18 protein-coding genes are annotated in these 19,247 nt (G+C 39.6%); all 18 read right to left on the reverse strand.

Features of this window, described 5'->3' with window-relative positions; translation table 11 throughout:
• Positions 1–32: 32 nt before the first annotated feature.
• The 18 genes from LV85_RS17510 to LV85_RS17600 all read right to left on the reverse strand — a co-directional run bounded on the left by LV85_RS17510 (position 33) and on the right by LV85_RS17600 (position 19,243).
• A complete protein-coding gene (locus LV85_RS17510; RefSeq protein ID WP_111321823.1) occupies positions 33–1,322 on the reverse strand; it encodes a phenylacetate--CoA ligase family protein in 1,290 nt (429 codons plus the stop codon).
• Positions 1,319–2,992 (reverse strand): C45 family autoproteolytic acyltransferase/hydolase, encoded by a 1,674-nt coding sequence (locus tag LV85_RS17515; RefSeq protein ID WP_245942359.1) that lies wholly within the window; start codon positions 2,990–2,992, stop codon positions 1,319–1,321. The genes LV85_RS17510 and LV85_RS17515 overlap by 4 nt, the downstream gene beginning before the upstream one ends.
• Before the next feature lie 4 nt (positions 2,993–2,996).
• On the reverse strand, positions 2,997–3,866 hold the full coding sequence (locus LV85_RS17520; RefSeq protein WP_111321827.1) for a cupin-like domain-containing protein: 870 nt from the start codon (positions 3,864–3,866) through the stop codon (positions 2,997–2,999).
• Position 3,867: 1 nt separating this feature from the next.
• Positions 3,868–5,403 carry a phytoene desaturase family protein gene (locus tag LV85_RS17525; RefSeq protein ID WP_111321829.1) on the reverse strand — a complete coding sequence of 512 codons (1,536 nt, stop codon included), beginning with the start codon at positions 5,401–5,403 and terminating at the stop codon, positions 3,868–3,870.
• A 3-nt stretch (positions 5,404–5,406) separates the two neighbouring features.
• A complete protein-coding gene (locus LV85_RS17530) occupies positions 5,407–9,084 on the reverse strand; it encodes an MMPL family transporter (RefSeq protein WP_111321831.1) in 3,678 nt (1,225 codons plus the stop codon).
• A 292-nt stretch (positions 9,085–9,376) separates the two neighbouring features.
• Positions 9,377–9,814, reverse strand: a complete 438-nt coding sequence (locus tag LV85_RS17540) for a hypothetical protein (RefSeq protein WP_211318437.1) — start codon at positions 9,812–9,814, stop codon at positions 9,377–9,379.
• A gap of 61 nt (positions 9,815–9,875) precedes the next feature.
• Positions 9,876–10,238, reverse strand: a complete 363-nt coding sequence (locus LV85_RS17545; protein ID WP_111321837.1) for a hotdog family protein — start codon at positions 10,236–10,238, stop codon at positions 9,876–9,878.
• Positions 10,239–10,327: 89 nt separating this feature from the next.
• Entirely contained in the window at positions 10,328–10,945 is a 618-nt protein-coding gene (locus LV85_RS17550) for a LolA family protein (protein WP_111321839.1), read from the reverse strand.
• 6 nt (positions 10,946–10,951) lie between these two features.
• A complete protein-coding gene (locus LV85_RS17555; protein WP_111321841.1) occupies positions 10,952–12,016 on the reverse strand; it encodes a beta-ketoacyl synthase N-terminal-like domain-containing protein in 1,065 nt (354 codons plus the stop codon).
• Positions 12,013–13,215 carry a beta-ketoacyl-[acyl-carrier-protein] synthase family protein gene (locus tag LV85_RS17560; RefSeq protein WP_111321843.1) on the reverse strand — a complete coding sequence of 401 codons (1,203 nt, stop codon included), beginning with the start codon at positions 13,213–13,215 and terminating at the stop codon, positions 12,013–12,015. The genes LV85_RS17555 and LV85_RS17560 overlap by 4 nt, the downstream gene beginning before the upstream one ends.
• 17 nt (positions 13,216–13,232) lie before the next feature.
• Entirely contained in the window at positions 13,233–13,490 is a 258-nt protein-coding gene (locus tag LV85_RS17565) for a phosphopantetheine-binding protein (RefSeq protein WP_111321845.1), read from the reverse strand.
• A 331-nt stretch (positions 13,491–13,821) separates the two neighbouring features.
• Positions 13,822–15,081, reverse strand: coding sequence for an ABC transporter permease (locus tag LV85_RS17570; RefSeq protein ID WP_111321847.1), 1,260 nt, complete (start codon positions 15,079–15,081; stop codon positions 13,822–13,824).
• Complete coding sequence (locus tag LV85_RS17575; RefSeq protein ID WP_111321849.1) at positions 15,074–15,817, reverse strand: ABC transporter ATP-binding protein; 744 nt, start codon at positions 15,815–15,817, stop codon at positions 15,074–15,076. Before LV85_RS17575 ends, LV85_RS17570 begins: the two co-directional genes overlap by 8 nt.
• A gap of 6 nt (positions 15,818–15,823) precedes the next feature.
• Positions 15,824–16,819, reverse strand: coding sequence for a BtrH N-terminal domain-containing protein (locus LV85_RS17580; RefSeq protein WP_111321851.1), 996 nt, complete (start codon positions 16,817–16,819; stop codon positions 15,824–15,826).
• Positions 16,809–17,216 (reverse strand): hypothetical protein, encoded by a 408-nt coding sequence (locus tag LV85_RS17585; RefSeq protein WP_111321853.1) that lies wholly within the window; start codon positions 17,214–17,216, stop codon positions 16,809–16,811. The genes LV85_RS17580 and LV85_RS17585 overlap by 11 nt, the downstream gene beginning before the upstream one ends.
• Positions 17,217–17,224: 8 nt before the next feature.
• Positions 17,225–17,620 carry a Rho GTPase-activating protein gene (locus LV85_RS17590; protein ID WP_211318438.1) on the reverse strand — a complete coding sequence of 132 codons (396 nt, stop codon included), beginning with the start codon at positions 17,618–17,620 and terminating at the stop codon, positions 17,225–17,227.
• A 60-nt stretch (positions 17,621–17,680) separates the two neighbouring features.
• Positions 17,681–18,103: a hypothetical protein gene (locus tag LV85_RS17595; RefSeq protein WP_111321857.1), complete on the reverse strand. Its 423-nt coding sequence runs from the start codon at positions 18,101–18,103 to the stop codon at positions 17,681–17,683.
• Between the two features lie 6 nt (positions 18,104–18,109).
• Positions 18,110–19,243 carry a beta-ketoacyl-ACP synthase III gene (locus LV85_RS17600; RefSeq protein WP_111321859.1) on the reverse strand — a complete coding sequence of 378 codons (1,134 nt, stop codon included), beginning with the start codon at positions 19,241–19,243 and terminating at the stop codon, positions 18,110–18,112.
• Positions 19,244–19,247: the final 4 nt, after the last annotated feature.

Below are 19,247 nucleotides of genomic sequence, written 5' to 3' on the forward strand. Positions count from 1 at the left end.
CCTAATTCTTCAGTTTCACTAAGCTATACAAATCAACCTTCTTTATAAACCAACATAACAGGCTTTCGCTGCCCTTCTGGAAACTGAAGTTTAAGAAGGGTACTCGCATCAATAAATTCCAGCTTCGGAGTAACACGCAATTTGGCACGTATATGGTCTTTGATGCTGACCAATAGTTCTTCTGATCTGATCTCGGTGGCGACACGGACTAGGATTTCATCTATTCCTAGTGCATTACTGGAGATTTCGATCTGGTAATTTTTAATCTCTTCAAAACCATTTAAGGCATTGTAAATAGCCTGAGGATAAAGCGTCGTTCCTTTATACTTGATCATGTGATTTTTTCGCCCAACCACAGGTCCCAGCCGCAAGGTATTTCTCCCACATGAACAGGGTTCTTTGTGTGCTCTCACCATATCACCCGTTTTGAAGCGCAACAATGGCATGCCTTCTAAGCCTAATGTAGTGACAGTGAGCTCCCCTACTTCGTTCTCAGGAACTTCTTGATTGTTTTCATCTAGCAACTCTACAATGATCAGCTCAGGATGGTGATGACCGCCTTGCTGAGCATTACACTCTGCAAAAGCAGTATTCATCTCCGTAGAGGCGTAAGTAGAATAGAGTTGAATTGGCCATTGGCTGGTAATCTTTTGGGCTAATGTGTTCAAAGAAAAATCTTCATTGCGCACAGGTTCTCCTATACAAATGACTCCTTTGACAGACACATTTTCGAGCTCAATGCCATTAGTTTTGGCATAATCAATAAGCTTTAGCAGAAATGAGGGTACAGAAATGAGGTAGTCGGGTTTGAACTTGAGAATGGAATCCCACTGAAGTTCAGGCACTCCTGCACCTACGCGGATGATCCCCGCACCTAATTTTCGAGCTCCCATGAAATAGGCTAAGCCTGCCATAAATCTCCTATCCATGGTCGTCATAAGTTGAAGCACATGACTTGATTCCACCCCCGAACAGGCTAAGGAAACAGCTTCGTTGTAGGCCAAACGATCCAAGTCTTTGTCAGTCAAAGCAAAAGTAACTGGATCACCCAAGGTGCCAGAAGTTGTCACATAATCGATAAGTTGACTATTGGGCACACAGATAAAATCATCATTGTGACGTTGCAAATCGGTTTTGGTAGTCACAGGAATTTTCTTCAAATCTTCCAAAGTTTGAATATCCTGTGGCTTGATCGCATCCTCGGCAAATAGCTTTTGATAAAAAGGAGATCTTTCGAACACATAAGAAATGGTTTCCCTAAGTTTCTCTTCCTGAAAAGCTTTTATGATTTCTGGCTTTGCTTTTTCTATTTCGGGAATCATTTACGCTTTAGTTTTTTAAGTTGTTTTTCAATGTTCTCCTTATCAGTTAGGGTTGTCACCTCCTTGGTCAAGGCCTCTTCGTAAGCCTTGATGGCTTCTTCAATATTGCCATTTTGCTGGTAATATTGCCCCCTAAGGTAATAAGCTTCCCAAAAATCAGGGTTAGACGCCTTCAATTGCTCAAGGATTTCAGGAGAAACTTCCTCCTTTTCTTCTATTGCTTTGGCTACTTCAGAACTGAGTAGCCTGTACTCTTGATATCTCTGATAGGCTTCTGTATAAATAAAAGGATCTTTTTCGATCAATAAACTTACATCCTGCAAAGAAGTTTTTGAGCTGTCGTTAGGAGCTTGTGCAAAAACCTTATTGAGGTCATAGGCGACAAAATCACCTAGTTGATAAGGATTGGACGAAACCCATACCAAGCCTTGAGCTGGCTTGAAAATCACCGCATGATGTGCCAAAAGTTGATTAAGCGCTTTTTCGTTACCATAACCAATTGCGCTATTTTCCAGCCCTTTGGTATTTCTCAGGATATCAGCGGCTATTTGGGGTGTTACCACAGGCTGTTCACCTAGCAGCTCCTCCAAACGCTCATAGCGGTACAGGGAATGGCTCTCAACAATATGTTTAGCATTGTGTTTATCGTCTGAATAGGCTTCACTTTGGAAGTGGTTCGTGCAAATCAACTGATTACTATTTGGCACCTCAAACACACCAAAATTGTCTGGTGAAGTCTCTATCAAAATAGCTCTATTATCAGAAGCAGACCCGATAAAAATAGACTCGGAGACAAATACCGAGCGTTTTTTGGCAATAGCGATGGCTTCTTCAATATTGGAGGCATACTGGAGTATTTCGCGAGTGACAATAGAAATGGGGGTTTTGGCTGACCAAGGAATGTCTGACTTTCCCGCGTTGATGGTCACGGTGAGCCCTTGCACATTCATCCCTGAAGTAATACCAATCATACCAGCCCAAGTGACAGACATGAATTTGTAACCATCTGTAGGATTCACAAAAGCTATTATCTTATTCTTAGAGAAATCGTCTCCAGCGTAAAAATCGAAATTTCGGCCAATAATCAAGCTGCCGTCCTCGGTTCTGTCTCCCCATGCTGCAAAGGACGAGCAGCCTACTAAGGCTAAATCCTGCAGCGCATGACCAATGTCGTGTGCTCCATGAAGGTACAGGCCTCTCATATAAGCAGGGGCTATATTATCATATTCATCTCCCGCATATTTGGACAGTCCATAGATTTCAGCTTTATATTCCTCGGGAATATGACGGTACATCTTGCGATTGTACCAAGCCAGGAATTTTCGAAGGAAATACTGCTTAAACTTAGAAGGGACAAGGGTTTCCACTTTTCCAAAAAAGGCATCTTCTTGATACTGCAGCAGTTCCTGAGTCAAGGATCCCATGACCAACCCTCTATGATAAGGGTCTCCAGAGACATAAAGCTCCCATTGTCCAGCTACATTTTTAGTAAGGAAATTATCAGCTACCGAAAATACAGAGTCGTTAAGCTCTTCTCTTTGTGGTAGCGTTTGATCATACGAGGTAATGTCTGGGCGGTCATGTAAGGATTTGGATACCCCACAAGAGAGCATCAAGCTCAAACTAAACAAGCAAAGCGTCCCAGAGAAAAGGTTTGTCAACTTTACCAAAGACCTATGTTTTTATTTCGTTTTCCACCTGTTTTATGGCCTTGATATGTTTGTAATCCAACCAGTCTTGGCCCTTCCATTTGCGCATCAAATTATCAAAATGACGCATGAAAAAAACGTTATATAACATGGATACAAAGACTTTTGGCTTACGGCTAAAAGCACGTATGGTCAACGAGAAACTGCCATCCAAATACTTGATATAATGCCAGAAACCGCTTGGTATATATAGCGCGTCACCATGTTCCATATTGGCCTCTATTCCATTTAAATATTTCAAACCAGGATATTTTTCAAAGTCCGGATTGTCCAAATCTATGGTTTCCAAGTTGTGTACGGAATGAGGAATTCGATACATGAACTTTGTTTGTTGTGGTGAAAACAACAGCACATTCTTATGACCATGAAAGTGAAAGTGAAACAGGTCGGATAAGTCCATATCGTAATGCGGCAAGACTTTAGAATTCATACTTCCAAAAAACATCACTGGAAGCCGCTTGAAAAATTTCATACCTAGATCAGGGTAGATAAAATCTTTGGCCAATTCCGGCATATTATCTAAAATATTATAAAAGAAAATACGCAGGTCTGTTGGGTCTTTTTTTAGAATTTCGATGTAATCATATAAGCGCATTTTGGTGGCAGGCTCTGCCGAATACTGTTTGCCTTTAGTGGTCTGATTATTATACAAAGGCACGATTTGATCTCCCGCGCGTTGCTGAATATAGTCAAGATTCCAGTTCTCAAAAGCCTTCCAGTCCTTGGTCAAATTCTTGATAAGAATCGGCTTTTGAGGCTTGTAATAGTCCCTAATAAAATCTTCCTTGGAAATAGAATCGACCACTGTGATCGGAGTAGTTTTAATTTTATCCATGTCAAGAATTGATTACTGTGTTTTCATAATTCAATATCTTATTGACTAAATAATCTCTACCTAAAATCTCGGAACAGGTATTTATCGCTCCAATGGTAACTCCTAGGACACCATGCATATTTAGACTTTGACCAGTAAAAAACAGGTTTGGTATCTTGGTTTTAGGTGAAATAATCGCGCGCATAGGATTTTCAATACCCTTCACATACCCATACATGGAACCACGATGTGAACCAATATAATCCCGATAGGACAAAGGAGTAGAAGTATAAACAGCTTTGATACAATCTCTAAGATCAGGAAACTTTTGTTCTAAAACATCTAAAAAGCGTTCAGTCTTAGCATGTTTAAATTCTTCATAAGTTTGCCCTCTCTCATTTTTATCAGCTGCAGTATTGAATGTACCTGCCCATGTTTCCACTTCCTCAAATCGCATATATGTCATGGCAATTAAGGATTCTCCAAAAGGCCCTTGTTCCTTTTTAACTCCCATGGAAGCCATATAACCCAAGGGCCAGTTTTCTTCAGTATAATCTAGGGCTGCCCAGGGACTATCTTCATCTTTCCAGTGGTAGAAGTTCTTGTTGTAATATGGAAAAGAATCGGGCTTTAGGACGATATAAATGCTAAAGGCACCGATGCCGTTGGAAATACTTTTAATTCGATTGATAAAAGATTTCCTAAAATATTTCTCCCCAACCATTTCTAAGGTCAGCTTAGGTTCTATGTTGGATATGAACATATTACCTTTTACTGTTTTTCCGTTTTTCAGACCTACCGAAATTATTTTATTATCGGTTAGGGAAAAGGTATCTACCTCATGTCGCTTGTATGCTTCGCCTCCATTTTCCTTTAATCTTTTCAGCAGAACTTTAGTAAGCTGGCTACCGCCGTTGATGCAACGATAGGAACTCTGGATATAAGAATTGACGCTTAATGCATGTACGTAAATAGGTGTCTCATTATCACCTGCATACAATATATTGGTGCCTGCCAATACCGCACGAAGTTTTTTGTTTTCAGTTAAGGAATCGATTAAGTCTTTGACTCCCAGCCTAAAGACATCTGAATTGAGATAACCTCCTTCACCGTATTTTAAATTGTATAGAGGAAAACTATCACAAACCGATTTCATGGTTTCAATATAGGCCTCAATGGCTTGACTGTCTTCTGGAAATTGTGCTATCAATTTACTTGCAAAAGCCTCATATCCTTGGGCATAGGCATATTCCCTCGGGTCATCGTCAAAGGTTACAATATCGAAACCATCCTTATCCAAGGCTTGCAATTTCAATTCGTTCATGATGCCCAAATAATTAAAAAAACTGTGAAGATTTTGCCCCTCACTCAGACCTCCGATGTAGTGTACTCCTGTATCAAAAATAACCTTGTCTCTGGAAAAGGTTTGTAGGTTACCCCCAAACTGTTGATTCTTCTCCAACAAGCAAACACTAAGGCCTTCCTGTGCTAGAAGATTCGCTGATACCAAGCCACCTAAGCCACTTCCTACAATGACCACATCATAGCTGTCCTTCATAGGTTATGGTTTTTTATATAGTTGCATTGTCTCATTTCCGAAAACCAATTTCATGTTAGATCGAAGTTGCTGTACCTCATCCAAAAATTCGCCTTGATGGATTAAAATTAACATTTTAAGCGGTTGTTTCAGGGATAACCCCGAATTTATCAAAGGATTGGAATCAAGGAAATTAAGGATAAGAATATCAGGTGCCGAATCTGAAAGACCATTCACATACTTAAGTTTGTAAGGCCCATTGGCTGTTACTGTGTGCTCTGCGATAGTCATTTTAGACTCATCTAGTACAAGAGAAGTTATATTTCGTAAAGGACCATCCAAAGCCAATAAATTATTGAGTTGTCCATAACTGTCGGTAAGATGTAGGATCCTGTCCGATTGCCCAACGTAAGGTAATATGGCAAAATAATTAGCGCTATTTTTCTTCAAATCTTGTTTCACGGTGTTGAAAACAGCATCTCCCTTGTAGCGAAACTCCTCCAAAACCATAGGATGGAAATAGCTTTCCGTTTCCAACTCATCTCTAAAGGCTTCAAATTCAGCCTTAAAATACTTGCTAATCCCCTTTGTTTTTTCGGAATAGCTGATCCCAAATCTAGCGTCATCAGGCTTTATTCGCTCCAATAACTTTATCGTTATGCTACCATCTTTGATGATAAAAGTACCTTTTGGAAGTACTTCAGAATTACCATGAATCAAGACAGGTAAAATATCCAAATTGAAGGTTTCGGCCAAAAGAAATGCGCCTTTGTGGAAGCGTCTCATTTGATGCGTATATGATCTCGTTCCTTCAGGAAAAACCGCAATTGAATAACCTTGATCAATTTTGGTCTTGAGATGATTCATACCCTTTTCTAAGCCATCAGAAACAGGATAAAAACCAGCCAGCTTCACAGCTTTGCCAAAAACTGGAGAATGGTAAACCCAATCACTCACCAAGAAAATGATTTTGGGATGAAGCATACCGATGGCCAGAATATCTAAAAAAGAGCTGTGATTAGCGATGATGACAACCGGGTTTTTAAAGCTTTCCTGGTATGGATTTAGTACTTTTTTGGAAACTAGCGGATTGGTGTACAGCACAGATTTCATAAACTTGGAGACCAAGTAATGAAATATCGGCATTTTCTTTTTCCCAGATACAGGAATAAGCGGAACTACCAGAACACTTATAATCGAGAGAGATAATCCAACTAATCCAAAGTATCCAAAAGACACACTAGAATGAATCAAATACCGCAAAGTGATCGGCCTTTTGCTGTGAGATCCTATCAGCAGTTTGAATAGCAAAGGCTGAATAGCAAAGGTGGTAATCATAGCAGAAAGTATCCCGATCACCGAAATCGTGGACACAGAATATAAGGCAGGATGCTTCGCGAAAATAAGCACCCCCATTCCCAAAATAGTGGTAATGACGGACAGGATAATAGATACTTTGTAGGATCTAAGAACATTCTCACCAGTTTGGTAATGACGAAGCATCCCATTGGTCACGAAAATGCTGTAATCTATGCCCAATCCAAAAATAAAGGTGGAAATGATAATATTGAAAATATTGAACTCCAATCCCAAAACACCCATAATACCAATGGTGAGTAGCCAGGTGAGGCAAATGGGAATAGCGGTAACCAAGGTAAGTGAGACACTTCTGTAAAACAACCAAAGCAATACCAGAATAACCACCAATGAGTATTGCATCAAATGATTGAAATCCTTTTTTAAGTGTCCAAGAAAACGCTCGCTAGTCTGCTGCCGATCAATAGTCACAGTATTAGATAGATCTTCGAATGCATTTTCTAACTGAGACACTTTGCTGTGCTCTATTTTTATCAAATTGCTGACGGTGGACATACCGTCTTTGGAACTGATTAGATCATTATTGTCAATCAGTTTTAAGGCAGAAAAGCCCGATGGATCAGCCGCCGTAAAAGCCGTATTCAAATGCTCATAAAACCCTTGGAAAGTGGTGGGCTTAAAACCTAAGGGCTGACTACTTTCTACTAAAAGATCTGCGATTGAATCTTTCTTACTTCTGGACCAAAAGCTATTCCACTGGGCGATTTTTTCCTTTTGAACTGCTTTAGATTTCACGATTCCTCCTACCGAATTGAATCGAAGGATTTTATCCTCTGCTTTCAATCCCTGTAGACGTTGAAAAACTTGATCATTTTTCCGCAATGCCTCTTCTTCGGTGTCCCCATAGGCCACCAAGTAGATCGATTTAGACTGGCTATTTGTCAGTTTATCCAGTTTGGCTTCGGCCTGTTTTAAATTCTCAGGCTCGAAGTTTAAGGAAGAAATATCCTTATTGAAAACTACACGATCATAGGTGAAAATGCTGATCCCAAAAAAAATCAACAAAAGCGCTACTAACCATTTGCTTTTATGAAAAGGATAAGCTGCCACCCTATCCAAAATAGTTTGCTGAGGCTCCGTACTGACTGTTTTCTTATAAACCTGAGGGATGAAAATCAATGCAAATAAGGAAGCTCCCAATACACTAATTGCTGCAAAAAGACCTAAATCCTGCAAGGCTTGAGAACTCAGAAAAAGCAAGCACAAAAAAGCTAGCGCAGTAGTGAGACTGCTCATCAATATTGGCTGGGTGATCTCCTTGTAAAGCTCCTTGATGTTATTGTTGCTACGAATATGGGTAAGGATATGTAGGGAGTAATCCAAGGTAATCCCCAATAAAACCGATCCAATTCCCAAGGAAATCGCGGATATTTCGCTTCTCACCAAACATAACACTGCCATGGCCAGAAGACCTCCAAAAAGTGTTGGGACAAAGAGAATAATAGGGATATATAACTTTCGATAGAAAACTATCAAGATAAGTAGTAGCAGAAATAGGGCTATACCTACCGTAAACTGGACATCTCTTTTTATTTGGTTAGCATTTGCAACGGCTACCAGTGTTGAACCAAAGGCTGATACAGACACTTTCCCTTGAAAGGTTTCGTTGACATGCCCAATGACACGATCTAATTCATTTACAAACAGCGTATTTTTCTTAGTTTCATTAGTTTCGGTTGCCAGTGAGAGAAACAACAGAATATGTTGCTTATCACTGCTCATCAAATAGCCGTTCTCTAAGATGAAATCACTGTTCAACCCACTTTGCTGTAGATTTTTTAAGGCCAAAAAAGTCAGACCTAAAGGATCTCTCAAAATAGTCTCTCGAGAGACTATACCACTAGGCGAAACCAGCGCATTATAATTAGCTTGGGTAAGAACATCAATACTATCCTTATTCAGTTTTTGACTAATTGTCTCATAGTCTTTGGCTTCAAGAAAAATGGGTAAATGCTCATAAACGAAATCCAAGGTATTGTCAATACTTTCCTCGTCTATTTTCCCTTGAATTTGGGCAATGTATTCAGGCTGAAGTATCGTCAAACTGTCTGTGAGCAGGTTGGCTGTTTCTACTAGATCATCTTCAGACGCCTCGCCCTCTTTGGAAATGTTGATGATGATCTTGTCGGCGAAGTTGACTGTATTTAGAACCTTGTGGTAAACTGCATTCTCCTTATCAACAGGGATGAGTTTGGTGATATCTTCTTCAAATTTTAGATTTTGCACATAAAATCCCAATCCCACAAAACAAGCCACAAAAGCCAGAAGACCCCAAAACTTGTGCGTTTTCAACCACTGGTAACTGTTGAAAAAAAAGTTATCCATTTTTAAATGAAGATTGTATGCTATTGAAAACCTTAAACGAAATATAGCCCAAAAAACCGAAACTGATAGCTGCTACAGCTAGATTGCATTTAGACAGATCAGCTCTGTCCTCAGTCCCAATTATAACAGGATTGTGGCAGTTCCAAAGTCCATCAAGGAGGGAAATCATAGGTTGATCATTCTGGTAGTTTGAAATCACTACAGAGGTCGTATAATCGTCAATAAGGTCTATTACTTGTGGGTTGTACACCGTGCTCTTAAGTTATCAGGCTTAAAAGCAAAAGTAGTGAAATTAAAATTTCAGTGACTCTTTTTCTGCCTCGGTAAAGGCATTAGACTGCATGATGTAATCTCCGATGTACTGCTTAAGACTTTCAGAAGCTATATGCTCAAAATTTTCTAGAAGGAAGGTTTTGTCCTCTTCTATCTCGTTTTTATACTTCATTACGCCAGGAGAGTTTTCCTGGACACTTAGCCTGATAAAGCGTATTTCTATAGCTTCAGGGTCAGTTTTCACAGCATGCTCTATAAACTCTACACCTTTTTTGAATGAGTCAACTTTGTTCTTTATGCCAGTTTCTATTTTTGAGTTGAGTGCTAGTGCGGCTCCTTTATACCCTACCATTACAGGACTATCCTCCTTGGTTACATTCTCCACAAGTGCATAAAAAGCTTCTATTTTAGCATCGTCTTGCCCCGCTTCATAATAGGCAACTCGTACCCCCTTCATGTCTTGCAAAGGAAGAAAGCATACTAAGAGGATATGTAATAAAGATCGTATCACCATAGTACTATTTGACGATGTATAAGGAAGAAAGTTTTAAGGCTAAGATTTCCAAGAAGCGTGTTTCACTTCGAACCTTATAACCTTCTTCGGTCTCAACTATACTTATATCTAAGGTCAAATCTGGTGTTTTTTCTGGGTTGATGAGTGCTAGGAACTTGATGTTGTTAGATGATTGCATAAAGAGTTTCTTTCCAACAACCTGCTCAGTCAATTCTTTAATAATATGCATCATACAAACGCCCGGCGTCACGGGATTTCCAGGAAAATGTCCCAGAAACACCTCGTGATCCTTGTTGATCGTGATCAAGGCTTTGGTTTGATTTCCCTCTGTACTGATGGAATTAAGGGTGTAAAAATTAGTCAACATGAATCTTATATATTGAAATAAATGAGAGCAAGCACCTGTATTTCAGCCTATTACTATAGCACTCAGAACAAACGGAAATATAAGCTATTCTAATGCGCAAACACCTGGTCTGAAATGGATTGGTTCACTTTCCTATTACTGAGTTTAATAATAGTGAAATCGCCTGAAGACTCAACCATTTTCACCTGGCTTACATAAGCTTCTTGATTGATAAAAATATGGAATTCACCTATGTATTTTTTCAATCTGTTGTCCTTGGGAACAAAAACAACTTCATACCCTTCTTCGGCTTTAAGATACGTTATCTCAAAATCCTTCTCCTGAAACATGTCGCCGGTGATGCTATTCACGATTAAGTCATCCAATTGCCCAAAACGTTTATTGGAACTCAGGTTAACATCACTTTTCTTACCATTTTCATCTATATAAAGCATCTGGTCTATAAATAAGACTGAATACTTTATGGGATCTATATATTCCCATTTGACCATATTTGGCTTTCTGAAGGCTAGCTTCCCCGATGATTCAACCGCATTGGAAAGGAATTCCATATGTTTGGTCTGAACAAAATCCAAGGTCATTGTTTGCGTCCTTTGAGCTTGTTCCTGAACCTTCTTTTTCAAACTCGCAGCCTCTGAAGTAGAAAGGGCTGTTTGCGCCTGAATGCCAGAAGCGATAAAGAATAAAAGGAAGAGCAACTTATGCATTGACTTTCAACATTTACGCAATAAGGTGAAGCTATGATTCTCACCCATATATTGATTGTATAGTAAGATGAATTCAAATCCAGAATCTTTCACCTGATTCAGTTTAACTGCTTTTGGTAAGGTTTGGGTTTTAAGAATCTTGTTGGCTAACCAAAACCCAAATGCTGAAGAACTGTGGTATTCTCCGCTTAGATGCTTGTAATACACCTGTTGGGTTTGCGCAAAGACTCCATCGGTCAAAAGCTCATAATAATCATCAAACTGCACATCTCCATTGTATCCGCAGATAATAGCATCGATCTCATCAACTGACAACTGATTATTTTTCAGAAATTCTTGTAGTTCAGAAGTCAACTCCTCTTTCTCAAGTGTATTGAAAATTGCAGTGTCAATTAATTCGGAATAACAATTCTCACTTTTTTCATTGCAAAGCAGAAAGAAATTGGCTCCTTCTCCGTAAACAACTCCCTTGGTCTTACTTTCCAGTAAAGCCTCCGAGGACACTTTTTCAGATTTAATGAGTTTGGCTACTTTGAAAAGTTCAGTAGTATGATCACCCAACTCATCAATCCCACCAACCAAGATATTGCTTGCTTCATCAGTTTTTAATTGCAACTCTGCATCCAATAAGGCGGATTCAAAAGACACCGAAGCTTGCACATAGGTGAAATTATAGCCTTTGCACTGAAGCTCTAAGGCAATTTGTCCCCCTACCGTATTGTGGGTAGATTGGATGAAAGAAGTGGGAGTCAAAAACTGCTCCTTATTGTCAATAATCGCACTCACAAATTTCTCTGAATCTTTCAAACAGCCTAGCCCCGTTCCTGTGATGATCGCATCCGGAACTTCTACACCTGCTCGACTTAGTGCCAACTTTGAAGCTACAATTCCCATTTTCACCCCCTTGGACATTCTTCTTGCAGCCGTGCGGGGAATGAAGTTTTTGTACTCAGGATCAATAGCCTGGAGAACATTATCCTCATAAGACTCCACTTGATCCAAAAAGACACTTTCATCTACTGTATGCTGAGCGGAAATGGAAGCTATGCTGTGGATGTAAACAGGTTTCATGCTTCTTTAGAAAAGATTAGAGTTGAGCAATTGCCACCAAAGCCAAGTGAGTTGGACATCACTTGCTTGAGTTCTTTGTGCTTAGCTTCGGTCTGTGGCTTAAGATCAAACTCCTTCATTGGCGTTTTAAAATTAAGATTGGGGAAAACCAAATTGTTCTGTAGCGCCAAGACCGAATAGACGGCTTCAATAGCACCAGCCGCAGCCAAGGTATGGCCAGTAAAGGCTTTGGTAGAACTGAAATTCGGAACTTTTTCACCAAAAACATTGAGAAATGCCTTGCCTTCAGACAGGTCATTATTCCCTGTTGCGGTGCCATGAGCATTTATATAATCTATACTGCTTGGCTCAGATCCAGCAATTTTCAATGCCTGCTGCATCGCCAAAGTTGCGCCTTCGCCATTTTCTGAAGAAGCTGTTTGATGGAAAGCATCATTAGCATTACCATAGCCCTTTACATAAGCCAATACTTTTTTGTTTTCGGCTTTTACTATCTCATCAGACTCCAAAACAAGAAATGCTGCTGCCTCACCTAGATTTAACCCTTTTCGATTTTCATCAAAAGGAGTATTGTAGGTGTCTGAAAGTATCATTAAGGTTTTAAAACCGTTGATCGTAAACTTGGATAAGCAGTCAGTTCCACCGACAATTACACGATCTAATTTGCCGGCTTTGATGAGTCTAGCTCCTAGCATTATTGCATTAGCAGCAGATGAACATGCCGTGCTGATGGTGGTCACAAACTGTTTTTTAACCCCAATTTGCTCAGCAATTTTTTTGGCAGAATCTCCCAAATGATGTGAGAGAATATACTTTTGACAGGCTGGATTTTCAAAATACTCGTAATAGAATTTCTCTGTCATATCCATACCTCCCACGCTCGTTGCCGACACCAATCCAGTTCGGCAAGATCCCATATCCTCAATACCGGCATTTTTAACTGCTTCTAAGGCTGCTATTGAGCCAAGAAGTGCCGTTCGTGAATAATTATTGTCACTAGGAAGGCCAAGTCTTTGAATGAACTCCTCGTTAGTTGTAGCAATTTCACCCACCATAATGTCGTTGTGGTGAACGGTGTCAATTTTTTGGATTCTAGAAATCCCAGTTTTTTCATGAATAAGGGATTCATAATTTTCTACAACATTGTTTCCAATAGCAGAAATAATCCCCATACCCGTTATACTAACGCCTCGACACATGCTAATTTGTAAAAATACTACTTCGTTCTGTGCTCAGAAATATGTTTTCCCAACACTTCTATCGATTCAAAGATGGCTTTTCCTTCTTTAGGATCAGTCAACTTTATTCCATAGTCTTTGTCAAGCATTACGATAAGTTCCAAGGCATCAATGGAATCCAAGCCTAATCCGTCACCAAACAAGTGGTCAGTATCTTTGATATCTTCTACGCTAATGTCTTCAAGATTCAGTTGATCAATGATTTTAGCTTTCAATTCTTGTTTTAATTCTTCCATTCTAAGCGTTGTATAATTCAATATATCCTTTCGGAGTATGCTAGAGTTCCTTCCACATAAACCGATTCCTCTGTTTCTTGTTCAAAATCTACTCAAGAACATTCTATATTCCCAGCTTACTTACTGTACAGTAGGTAGTTGAAAAAGGCCATATGTTTTTGTGGCAATAGGCTGCTAAAGATAAAAAAACTATTTTCATTATGAAGTTGAACCTGTTACTTATTTCGCCTCGGCAACTGAGTAGGTAAATCCAGCTAGCATTGGCTAGGAAGCTATTGCAGTACTTTCGCAAAGCGGAGTTCACCAACTAATTTTGGCTAATTACTTGAAATTAAACAGCATTCTTTTTCTCATAATAGACTATAGCAATCAAGCTGAGAATAATAAAAAAGCTTATCGACAGCAGTATATTGGGTAATAGATCCCAAATCTCTGCCTGTCTTAAAAACACATCATAAAAAGCATTCAAACCCCAATTCATAGGTGATATCTTGGATACTGTCTGCATGAATTTTGGCATTAAAAACACAGGAACCCAAACCCCACCCAAGGCTGCTAGTATCACTACAAAAGTAGCTCCAAAGGGAGCTGACTGTTCTTGAGTATTAGCTACTGTCCCCAAAAGCAAGCCCATCCCAATGGCTGCAAGACCTGAAGAAGCGGCAACAATAAAAAGGTTCAACAATCTTCCCGATACGTCCAGCGTGGGTAATCCCATGGCAGGGAAAAGAAAAACACCTGTCAGCAACATAAGTATAAACTGAATAAGACAAACCGCTAGATAAACCAAGGTTTTGCCTCCCAGCACAGTGGCATAGCTAACTGGATTAGTCCTCAAACGCACGAAGGTTCCTTGGGTCTTTTCCTTTACCATATTGATAGATAAAGGCACAATTATGAAAAAGATCGCAAATAGTGTCCAAGCAGGAACATTATGCTGAACCGAATTAGGAAAGAGCTCCTTATCCCCTTGCTGAGGGATAATTTCTTTGAAATCAATAAAACCTTGGGAATCAAAAATAATCTCATTTTCATCCTCCGATAGCTGCTCTTGAAATGCCTTATAGATAGAGGCCGTTTCAATTTTAGAAATCATTTTGTCAATGCCGTTCCTTACTGATGACTTGAAGGTGTGCTGAGTGGCTGGGTCAAAATAAAGTCGTATTTCATTCGCCTTTATCTCTGTTTGATTAATACTTTCATCTTCTACCAGATCAAATTTGGCCAGCAGCTTATCCACATTTTGATCCACCTTAATCTGAAGATTATTGGAAAGATTCTCAGGAATCACAATGGCCAATTGATATTCTCCTTTGGCAATTTTTTCACGGGCCTCAGCTTCGGAATCCAGCACTATCAAATCGAAATTCTCAACTAGTTCCTGGTGAATAGACTCAGAAACCGAGCCTTGGTCTTCATTCACCAAAAGGATGGACATCTTCTCCTCTCCTATGGTTTTGAAGGTGCCGTCTTGAATAATCGTAATGGTGATAATAAGTGCCAGAGGCATAATAAAAAGTATGGCAATCCCTCCCCAATCTCTGGAAAGTAACCAAAACTCCTTGCACACTGATGCCCACAATTTATGCATAGTCCCTAAGTGCTTTGCCTGTTATTTGCAGAAACATTTCTTCTAGATTATGTGCGTTTTCATGCGCATCAATCAGCTCTTGCGGCTTCCCTTTGATAATGATTTTACCCTGATCTATGATGGCTACACGAGTACAAAATGCTTCTGCCTCATTTAAATGATGTGAGGTATAAATAATCGTAGCACCTTGTTTATTGAGCTCTTTTAAATAGTCAATTATTACGTTCTTGGATTGCACATCGACTCCAACTGTAGGTTCATCCAGAAACAACACCTTTGGATTGTGCATTATGCTGGCTAGCAAATTCACACGCCTTTTCATTCCTCCAGAAAAGGTATCAATCTTTTTATGTGCGAATTTATCCAAGCCAAGTTTTTCCAGTCCGGCAAAGATTTTATTCTTTAGTTTCTGCCCCTTAAGCCCGTACATACTTCCAAAGTAATATAGGTTTTCGTAAGCGGTAAGGGATGGATACAAGGCATATTCTTGCGGAACAATACCGATAATTTGCTTTAGCTCCTGCTTGTTTTTCTGAAAGGACAGCCCATTAATAGTAAAACTGCCAGAGGTAGGTTTGATTAGATAACAGAGCAAAGAAATTAAGGTGGTTTTTCCAGCGCCGTTGGGCCCTAATAAACCAAAAATTTCCTGTTCCTTGATATGCAGATCAAGATCTACAACAGAATAGGATTCTGCTGATTTGTACTTTTTGGAAAGATGTTCGATCTTAATCATTATGAGTTAAATAGCTTTTTTGAGCTCTTTAAAAAAAGCCTCTTCCAGATTGGCCAAAACAACCAACTGATCTGCTACCTGATTGTATGCATCGGGTTTAGAACTTCGATTTTTATAAATCCTGGAGGCTTCAAGAGCAAAGTCACGCCACATATCACCAATTTCGGTCATTTCTTTGGAAAGATCCATCAGCTTTGGATTTGACAAAACCTCTGATGCTTCTTGCAAAAATGCAGCAAAAATATAACGAAAACCACCGCCGCCTGTGCCTATTTCTTCTTGCATTCTCACAACCTGTCCTAGGTAGTGGTTTGCAACTTTAACGCCTTTTTTTAATGGCCATTTCCTAATGAGTTTGGCTAAATATCTCATCCCCCTCACCCCTACAATTGGAATAGGAGCCAACATCGTTTTACAGGTGTCTCGGATTCCTTTTTTGATAGCTAATGCCAAATCAAAAGATTCTGGAAATGCAATAGGATAATACAAATGCCCGTTGGGAGCAAAGGGTCCCTTGGCAAATCGTACTTTTTCTAGTTCTTTCTCTGTCAAAGTAGATACCGTCTGCATTACCGGATCTGAGATCAAGTAGGTACCATCTTCCTTACCATAGACAACCAAATTATGTGCATTGAAATGGAAACGGTATTCATCAGGAAAATAGGTGAGATTGAACACGCCCACCTGCAGACCAACAGGATTATTCTTCTTAAGATTTTCGTCTAATCTTTCTTGTGCTGCCTTGGGGTTTTTAAACTTTTCCTTTTTAATCTTCACTCCCACACTGGTGGTGAATTTTTTGAATATTTGACCAGGCATTACACGGTAAGTCACAGCAGGTGCGTGGTTGACCTTCAAAAAAGGAATGTAGCAGAATAAGAGCCCCGAACCTATACCAAATACCATTGGCTCGCTAATATCGAAGCCATTGTATTTCATCAAATTTGACACAACTCCATTTTCGCAATGTGCTGCTTGATGGTGTGTAAAATCAATCTTCATGCTTTATGTTTTGTAGTTCTTCGACAGTAATGTCAAATGCGTCAGCATATTTTTGTAATTTATTCGCAGAAAGTTTTTTAAACACAGTGGGTTTGAAATGCCTTTTCACCTGCCAACGGAAAGAACCAACATAACTAGCTAAAATACTTAAATCCATTTTGTTAAGTTCCATATAGTATTCAATGGGACTTGAAAGCCCTTGAACAGCACGCTCTTTAGCAGCTCTTGTGCGCTCTTCAATCTCTTGAATAGCATTATCCAAAGCGATGGTCTTAGGTATCCAACCTGTACTATTTTCAGTTGTATACTTTCCATTTTCATCTACTGCATAGCACAACTCCTTGAAATTGGCTGACTCCAGATTACTTTTATCCTGAGGCACTTCACTTTTTTTCATATTAAGTACTATTCAAGCTCTCGAATGAACAAGTTCAACTCACAAGCTAATAATTTTTGATCACTTTCAAAGATATCACAATTTAGGGTTGAGATACTGTATCCATCCGTATCAAAACGCGATTTCAAATAGGCTTTCGTATAGATTATCTTACCAACTTGGGGCGTTTTAAAAACAGTTACTTTTTTGATAGCACTAATAAAACCAATAAGTTTTGTCCCAGTTCCATGTACATCATGATCAGAAAAATAGCTCTTCCCTACTATAGAAGAGCAAGTTTGGGCAGCATTTTCTATTAACCCGAATTCATTAAAAAAACCATGCTCCACAAAGATGCAATCCTCAGGAATGGCAAAGGAGGTCTCCACGAATTCCTCATTGATATCATGGAGTTTGTCTACCATCAGAAAAGGAAATCGATGGGGCAAAAAGTTCTGTATGTTGATGTTTTCACAGTCCAAATCTCACTTGGCTATCACTGTTTTCATTTCACTTGTAGCAAGGGTAGTGTCGCCGAGTTTGACAAGCACCTCCACCATGGTTACTCCCATAAATTCATGCAAAATAGTCACATGGCTGGTAATTGTTTCTCCACTTCTGGGCAATTGAAATACATGTATGGACTTAATAGAACCTATATATCCGACGGGAGCTTCCTTACCTTCCAAAAAGCAACTGTATCCCGTATGTAATGCTACGCTCTGCGCCATGTTTTCCACAAGACCTTCTTCGGTAAATCTACCCTCTACTACAAAAACATCATCCTCTTTAATGGTAAGAGAGGATATTACCGAAGTTTCGGAGTAACCTAGCAAAGCATCCACCATTTCAAAAGGTGGCTTTTGGGGAATAAGATGTGAGATATTATTGATAGGTAAATCAAGCATACCCTTTTAGTAAACGGTTACCAGAGCAACAGCGTAGGAGAATCTGGAACTTTCAGGAACCGAAAGCAGGATTTTATCTCCTTTTTTCAGTATGCCAGCATTGCGCAATTCTTCCAACATAATGTAAATGGAGCCAGCCCCTACGTTGCCTATCTTATAGAGGTTAAGAAACCATTTTTCCATTGGCACTTCTACTCCTTGCTCCTTCATTTCTTCGTATAAGGAATCCTTAAAATAATAGGAAGAAATATGCGGCAAGTAAAAATCTATGTCTTCAGGCTTAAGCTTATGTTTTCCCAATGCCTTCTTAAGGCTCTCAACACCTTTCTTCAGGATAAACTCACCCAACAATTTAATATCTTGCTTCATGGCAAAAAGTGATTTTTTACCCCATTCGTCAGACTTAAATTCACTCCATGGCTTAAGGTATCCATCTGCAGTTTTGTCTGCCCCAGCATACATGCAAGCTTCCATTTCGTGCGCGTACGAATAGCCTTCCATCCATTCAATTTTCAAAGGCAAATCTCCTTTAGGTTCATTTTGCAATAGAAATGCACCGGCACCATCTGACAGCATCCAGCGCAAAAACTCTTTATTGAAGGAAAGAATCGGTGTTTCTTCCAATGCGACCAAAGCCTCAACCTCTTGCTGAAAAATATCTGCTTTCATCCATGCGGAAGTTCTCTCAGAGCCTGTGCAAACAGCGTTGCTGGTTTGTCCAGATTTCACTGATAGGAAGCCATACTTTAAGGCATTCATCCCAGAACAACATGCGCCAGAAGGCGAATTGATTTCTACATTTCCGTTTTTGAGAAAACCATGGACCATAGCAGCATGTGAAGGCAATATTTGGTCGGGGCTTGAAGTACCACAAGAAATAAGCTCTATTTGCTCAGGCTTAAAAGTGTCATCACATAATAAGCTAATGGCCTCTTTTGTCAACTGGGCGTTGTTGTGAGTAATATCGCCATTGTCATCAATAGCGTAGTATCGCTGTTTTATTTGATTATTTCGCAGGACTATTCGCCGTGCCTTAGACTCAGCCTTATTGATGATCCCCAACTTTTCTTCCATCTCATCATTGCCGATGGGTCGGTTTGGTAAAAATTTGGATATTCTGGTAATAAAAACATCTTTCATTTAA

The sequence above is a fragment of the Algoriphagus chordae genome, assembly GCF_003254055.1.
Lineage (GTDB): Bacteria > Bacteroidota > Bacteroidia > Cytophagales > Cyclobacteriaceae > Algoriphagus > Algoriphagus chordae.

What these genes read in the sequence shown, in the direction of transcription:
- LV85_RS17510 (WP_111321823.1), bottom strand. Translation starts at nt 1,322, where the DNA reads ATGATTCCCGAAATAGAAAAAGCAAAGCCAGAAATCATAAAAGCTTTT.
- LV85_RS17520 (WP_111321827.1), bottom strand. Translation starts at nt 3,866, where the DNA reads ATGGATAAAATTAAAACTACTCCGATCACAGTGGTCGATTCTATTTCC.
- LV85_RS17525 (WP_111321829.1), bottom strand. Translation starts at nt 5,403, where the DNA reads ATGAAGGACAGCTATGATGTGGTCATTGTAGGAAGTGGCTTAGGTGGC.
- LV85_RS17530 (WP_111321831.1), bottom strand. Translation starts at nt 9,084, where the DNA reads ATGGATAACTTTTTTTTCAACAGTTACCAGTGGTTGAAAACGCACAAG.
- LV85_RS17540 (WP_211318437.1), bottom strand. Translation starts at nt 9,814, where the DNA reads ATGAAGGGGGTACGAGTTGCCTATTATGAAGCGGGGCAAGACGATGCT.
- LV85_RS17545 (WP_111321837.1), bottom strand. Translation starts at nt 10,238, where the DNA reads ATGTTGACTAATTTTTACACCCTTAATTCCATCAGTACAGAGGGAAAT.
- LV85_RS17550 (WP_111321839.1), bottom strand. Translation starts at nt 10,945, where the DNA reads ATGCATAAGTTGCTCTTCCTTTTATTCTTTATCGCTTCTGGCATTCAG.
- LV85_RS17555 (WP_111321841.1), bottom strand. Translation starts at nt 12,016, where the DNA reads ATGAAACCTGTTTACATCCACAGCATAGCTTCCATTTCCGCTCAGCAT.
- LV85_RS17560 (WP_111321843.1), bottom strand. Translation starts at nt 13,215, where the DNA reads ATGTGTCGAGGCGTTAGTATAACGGGTATGGGGATTATTTCTGCTATT.
- LV85_RS17565 (WP_111321845.1), bottom strand. Translation starts at nt 13,490, where the DNA reads ATGGAAGAATTAAAACAAGAATTGAAAGCTAAAATCATTGATCAACTG.
- LV85_RS17570 (WP_111321847.1), bottom strand. Translation starts at nt 15,081, where the DNA reads ATGCATAAATTGTGGGCATCAGTGTGCAAGGAGTTTTGGTTACTTTCC.
- LV85_RS17575 (WP_111321849.1), bottom strand. Translation starts at nt 15,817, where the DNA reads ATGATTAAGATCGAACATCTTTCCAAAAAGTACAAATCAGCAGAATCC.
- LV85_RS17580 (WP_111321851.1), bottom strand. Translation starts at nt 16,819, where the DNA reads ATGAAGATTGATTTTACACACCATCAAGCAGCACATTGCGAAAATGGA.
- LV85_RS17585 (WP_111321853.1), bottom strand. Translation starts at nt 17,216, where the DNA reads ATGAAAAAAAGTGAAGTGCCTCAGGATAAAAGTAATCTGGAGTCAGCC.
- LV85_RS17590 (WP_211318438.1), bottom strand. Translation starts at nt 17,620, where the DNA reads ATGGTAGACAAACTCCATGATATCAATGAGGAATTCGTGGAGACCTCC.
- LV85_RS17595 (WP_111321857.1), bottom strand. Translation starts at nt 18,103, where the DNA reads ATGCTTGATTTACCTATCAATAATATCTCACATCTTATTCCCCAAAAG.
- LV85_RS17600 (WP_111321859.1), bottom strand. Translation starts at nt 19,243, where the DNA reads ATGAAAGATGTTTTTATTACCAGAATATCCAAATTTTTACCAAACCGA.